The organism is Nanoarchaeota archaeon, assembly GCA_018897155.1.
In the GTDB taxonomy this organism is placed as follows: Archaea; EX4484-52; EX4484-52; order EX4484-52; family LFW-46; genus LFW-46.
In genome coordinates this window covers 1-3,414 of sequence record JAHILE010000037.1, presented here as the reverse complement: position 1 = coordinate 3,414, position 3,414 = coordinate 1, and the positions used below count along the sequence as shown (strand labels likewise).

Here is a 3,414-nt window from a genome sequence, read left to right as displayed (position 1 = left end):
CAGCGTCCTATATGCTTTCTCCTTTTGCCTTTTAAAGACGCATTGCAAGAGAAGAATCTTTCTTTTTTAATTTTCGCAATATCTCGTTAAACTGCTCTGAGAATTCAACAGGGTACATTAGCACACCATTCAAAGCGATTCAAAAGTGTTTTTCCATTTCTTCCTTGTTGTTGCAGCGAATAACCCCGCCATTTTTGAAATCTCCTTCGGATTTTTTTTAATTCGGACATTAACTCTTTATTGCTTACAAGGGAAAGCTCATCCAGCTCGTCTTTCATTAGCTGCATACGCTTCTTCATCATACTATCAAAAGCGTCTAGGTCTCTTTGAAGCTTGCCAATAATTTTTTGGCCGTACAATTGCTTCGGCTTTAATCCTTGATTAATCAGTTCCGGAGTTTAAATGCTTTTAAATTCCCGAACATTCGGGCCCGAACTGCTTGGAAAGCATGATATTCGCAACAAACAGGAACAAGCTTCCTGCAAACGAAGCAAAAAAAGCATTCCGCTGTCCTTTATCAACGCGGATTCTTCCATTATTGAATTGATGTAGCCGTTGATTTTTTGCTTCATTTGATCATCGCCTTAATTCTTTTTCCATATTCGAGAATTTCCTCATTTGTCAGGTTTGATACAAACGTATCAAACTCGGCGATAAATATTTTTGCTTCACGAAGCATAAGTTTTACCTGCTCTTCTTTTCCTATCCTCATGTAATATTGGGCGTCAAGCCTTTTGCCCTTATGCTATTTTATCGTGTTGGTTCTCTGCATTCCGGCAAGCCTTTCAACAGCAAGAATCGAGCAGAAATGGTTTTCGCATTTTACGCCGATCCTTTGCAAAAAAGAATAAAGAGCATAATACTCGGCGTAATAGATGACAACGGTTGCCCAAAGCAAATCGCCGTCAGCAAGATTTTTCTCCGCCCGTCTGAGAGATGCCTTTGCCTCGTTCAGATACGATTTTGCAAGTGTTTCATCCTGTTCGGTTATACTTATGCCGTCTTTTAGTCTGGCGCACCACTTTAAGCTATCTTTCATATTTATCATCTCGCTTGCACTCGAAGCTTTTCAAACTCGCCGAGTTTGAAAATCCCACCAAAAATCCACGAAAAAGGAATGGTTGTTTAAAATAACATGGCTTTCCTCTATCTTTTTAACTAGGGCCTCGTTCTTTTCAGATGCCCTAATGAAGTTACCTTTCGACAGATACATTTCGTGTATCTCGTTAGGCAGTAAATGTGATGGAAGCCCTATTTTTTTATCGGATATAATGAGCATATCGACATCAGAAGCATTGTCCGCTGTAAATTTAGCGAAACTGCCAAAAACTATTATAGGAACCGAGACGCCCTTTATCTCCTTTAAGAACGATTTGAATGCAGGATATTTTTCTAAGAATTGCAGCGTTTTGTATGTTTCTGCCTGCAAAATCATCTGCTTTGTTTCGATATTTTCAAGGTTTAGGAAAAGATATTTGTTCTTCCCGCGAACTTCGGATTTTAAGATTCTTGAATTTTCCAAATCTGCAAGCGTTCTTTGCACAGTTCTAAGCGGCAGTTTCGATAACTTGCTTATCTCGCGAAGATACAGCTTTTTGGAGTAGTCGCCAAGATATAAGCATAAAATTAAAAGTTCTTTATTCGCTTTTTGATACATATGTATCTATTATGATACGATAGATTAATAAATGACTCTCTTCATCGGTTATTTGCGCCTGCGCCGAACTCAATCAAAGCAGGAAGAAACAAAAACAACGAAAGCACAGTCTTGAAATCCGTTCATTTTGAATCGAAGATTCAAAAGCTTCGAGTGCAACGAGATGACTTCGTTCTAAGCTTTACAGCCTTAGGTTAAAACCCTCGGGCCCGAACTGCTTGGAAAGCATGATATTCGCAACAAACAAGAACAAGCTTCCTGCAAACGAAGCTAAAAACAGCATTCTGCCATCCTTTATCAACGCGGATTCTTCCATTATTGAATTGATGTAGCCGTTGATTCTTGCTCGCATGAAATCATCTGTTGCTCATCCATGAAGAGGAATGCTTAAATTCCCTTATTCGGTCCATATTTCTCTTACCTTAAAAGATATTTTGCGCGTTATGAAGAAATCATAGACTTTTTTATATTCGCCTGCAGGTATCATGATCACGCCAGGGTTCATCTTCTCCCCGCCAATTTCACCCAAAAAACCCATATGCTTATAGATTTTTTCTCCTTTTTTCGTGGAATACCCGTATATCTTTCTTACTGCAGACACCATATCTTTTGACTCAAGCGCGGCAAGGTTAAAAGAGAAAATAAAGCAATGCTTCAGTTTTTCGGGAAGCTCTTTATATTTTCCATACAGGCTTATTCCGCTGCTTATTATCTCACGCTTAAGCGCAGACCATTTCGGAGAATTTATGTCTCCGACAACGCACTTTACCGGTAAATTCACGCCCTGCAATTTCCACGTTCTTTCAGAATACACCTCGAATTCGTTCTGTGCGGCATCTACCGATTTTTGAATGGCCGAAACTTTATTTTTCGGCACATTCACAAAGATATCAACATCGCTTTCCTTGCCGAAGTCGCCCCTGGCCGCAGAGCCGAAAAGAATAACATCATCTGCTTTTCCGCCAATCTTGACCGCCAGTATTCGCGTAAAATCATAAACATACGGCAAAACGTCTTCTTTTTTCATAAGTCCTCACCGGTTTCATCGCTTACAATTTTCTTTATCTCAAAAAATATTTTTATCGCCTCTTCTGCTTCAGACGGGGATTTGCTTCTGCCGTAGCATAGCCTGTCCCTGAGGGTTTCTTCCTTGACCAATAGTTCCATCAATTCTTTTTTGCGCGGAAAATCAAAAGAAAATGTGCTTTTTGCGCGTTCAACAGATGCAAACCGCTTGTGGTTCACATTATATCCCGCAGAAATCAGGTTTTTATTATGCAAAAGAATGGCAAAGCAATTCGTTGCCGCTTCCGAAGCTGCAAATCCGATTATTTTCTGCCGTTCGGGCACAAGATGCAGCCGCATTTTTTCAAGAATGTCTGCTTCCAGTTCTTTCAGAGTCTTTTTATGCTCTTCCACGCCGGTCATACGGAATAATATGCTTTAAAAGTATATAAGCTTTATGTAATACCTTACAGAAAAGTATGTAAGTTATTACAGAATACAAGACATTATGCGTGCATCACCAACATCTCCTGCTCAACAACATTATCCCTGTATTGCCTTCGGCGATGTATTTTGTTAGTGTAGCCCCTGCGCCGAATTCAATCAAAGCAGGAAGAAACAAGAACAAAGACAAAACAGTCTTGAAGTTCCCAAAGCCCTCGGGGCCGAACTGCTTGGAAAGCATGATATTCGCAACAAACAGAAACAAGCTTCCTGCAAAAGCCGCAAGAAAGAGCATTCCGCTGTCCTTT

Annotated in this window: 9 protein-coding genes; all 9 read right to left on the bottom strand. The window is 40.1% G+C overall.

The window, feature by feature from the left end:
* Positions 1–104: 104 nt before the first annotated feature.
* Positions 105–359, bottom strand: a complete 255-nt coding sequence (locus tag KKB09_04400) for a hypothetical protein (protein ID MBU4300436.1) — start codon at positions 357–359, stop codon at positions 105–107.
* A gap of 39 nt (positions 360–398) precedes the next feature.
* Positions 399–572: a hypothetical protein gene (locus KKB09_04395; GenBank protein ID MBU4300435.1), complete on the bottom strand. Its 174-nt coding sequence runs from the start codon at positions 570–572 to the stop codon at positions 399–401.
* Positions 569–712: a hypothetical protein gene (locus KKB09_04390; protein ID MBU4300434.1), complete on the bottom strand. Its 144-nt coding sequence runs from the start codon at positions 710–712 to the stop codon at positions 569–571. The genes KKB09_04395 and KKB09_04390 overlap by 4 nt, the downstream gene beginning before the upstream one ends.
* 33 nt (positions 713–745) lie before the next feature.
* Positions 746–1,039: a hypothetical protein gene (locus KKB09_04385; GenBank protein ID MBU4300433.1), complete on the bottom strand. Its 294-nt coding sequence runs from the start codon at positions 1,037–1,039 to the stop codon at positions 746–748.
* Between the two features lie 30 nt (positions 1,040–1,069).
* Positions 1,070–1,657 carry a nucleotidyltransferase domain-containing protein gene (locus KKB09_04380; protein ID MBU4300432.1) on the bottom strand — a complete coding sequence of 196 codons (588 nt, stop codon included), beginning with the start codon at positions 1,655–1,657 and terminating at the stop codon, positions 1,070–1,072.
* Between the two features lie 181 nt (positions 1,658–1,838).
* A complete protein-coding gene (locus KKB09_04375) occupies positions 1,839–2,009 on the bottom strand; it encodes a hypothetical protein (GenBank protein MBU4300431.1) in 171 nt (56 codons plus the stop codon).
* A gap of 45 nt (positions 2,010–2,054) precedes the next feature.
* Positions 2,055–2,684, bottom strand: a complete 630-nt coding sequence (locus KKB09_04370; GenBank protein MBU4300430.1) for a nucleotidyltransferase domain-containing protein — start codon at positions 2,682–2,684, stop codon at positions 2,055–2,057.
* Complete coding sequence (locus KKB09_04365; protein MBU4300429.1) at positions 2,681–3,085, bottom strand: hypothetical protein; 405 nt, start codon at positions 3,083–3,085, stop codon at positions 2,681–2,683. The genes KKB09_04370 and KKB09_04365 overlap by 4 nt, the downstream gene beginning before the upstream one ends.
* A 94-nt stretch (positions 3,086–3,179) precedes the next feature.
* Positions 3,180–3,414, bottom strand: a 235-nt coding sequence (locus KKB09_04360; protein MBU4300428.1) for an oligosaccharide flippase family protein, incomplete at its 5' end; no start/stop codon positions are given.